Annotated in this window: 1 protein-coding gene; it reads right to left on the bottom strand. The window is 64.0% G+C overall.

Annotated features, from left to right (window positions below; translation table 11 throughout):
- Positions 1 to 11 precede the first annotated feature (11 nt).
- On the bottom strand, positions 12 to 1,187 hold the full coding sequence (gene tuf, locus DL899_RS19215; protein ID WP_111735910.1) for an elongation factor Tu: 1,176 nt from the start codon (positions 1,185 to 1,187) through the stop codon (positions 12 to 14).
- Position 1,188: the final 1 nt, after the last annotated feature.

Genomic DNA, 1,188 nt, shown 5'->3' with positions numbered 1-1,188 from the left:
CGCCTTCAGCGTCACTCGATGATTTTCGAGACGACGCCCGAGCCGACGGTGCGGCCGCCTTCGCGGATGGCAAAGCGCAGGCCCTCTTCCATCGCGATCGGCGCGATCAGCTCGGCGGTGAACTTCAGGTTGTCGCCGGGCATCACCATCTCGGTGCCTTCGGGCAGCGTCACCGTGCCGGTCACGTCCGTGGTGCGGAAGTAGAACTGCGGACGGTAGTTGGCGAAGAACGGCGTGTGGCGCCCGCCCTCGTCCTTGGTCAGGATATAGACCTCGCACTCGAACTTGGTGTGCGGCGTCACCGAACCCGGCTTGCACAGGACCTGCCCGCGCTCGACACCTTCACGTTCGACACCGCGCAGCAGCGCGCCGATGTTGTCGCCGGCTTCGCCGCGGTCCAGCAGCTTGCGGAACATCTCGACACCGGTGCAGGTGGTCTTTTTCGTGTCGCGGATGCCCACGATCTCGATCTCGTCACCGACGTTGATCACCCCACGCTCGACCCGGCCGGTCACAACCGTGCCGCGGCCCGAGATCGAGAACACGTCCTCGATCGGCATCAGGAACGGCTGGTCGATCGCCCGCGCCGGCGTCGGGATGTATTCATCCACGGCCGCCATCAGCTTCTTGATCGATTCCTCGCCGATTTCCGGGTCGCGATCTTCCAGCGCCGCCAGCGCCGAACCGGCGATGATCGGGATGTCGTCGCCCGGGAAATCATAGGCCGACAGAAGTTCGCGCACTTCCATCTCGACCAGTTCCAGCAGCTCTTCGTCGTCAACCTGGTCGACCTTGTTCAGGTACACCACCAGCGCCGGAACACCCACCTGGCGCGCCAGCAGGATGTGCTCGCGCGTTTGCGGCATCGGGCCGTCGGCCGCGTTCACGACCAGGATCCCGCCGTCCATCTGCGCCGCGCCCGTGATCATGTTCTTCACATAGTCAGCGTGGCCGGGGCAGTCGACATGCGCATAGTGGCGCGCTTCGGTTTCGTATTCCACGTGCGCCGTCGAGATCGTGATCCCCCGCGCCTTTTCTTCCGGCGCGGCGTCGATCTGGTCATACGCCTTGAACTCACCAAACTGCTTGGTGATCGCCGCCGTCAGCGTCGTCTTGCCGTGGTCAACATGCCCGATCGTGCCGATGTTCACGTGCGGTTTCGAGCGGTCAAACTTTTCCTTTGCCATG

Source organism: Roseovarius amoyensis (genome assembly GCF_003260265.1).
Taxonomy (GTDB): domain Bacteria; phylum Pseudomonadota; class Alphaproteobacteria; order Rhodobacterales; family Rhodobacteraceae; genus Roseovarius; species Roseovarius amoyensis.
This window is presented reverse-complemented; position numbering and strand designations above follow the sequence as displayed.

What these genes read in the sequence shown, in the direction of transcription:
- tuf (WP_111735910.1), bottom strand. Translation starts at nt 1,187, where the DNA reads ATGGCAAAGGAAAAGTTTGACCGCTCGAAACCGCACGTGAACATCGGC.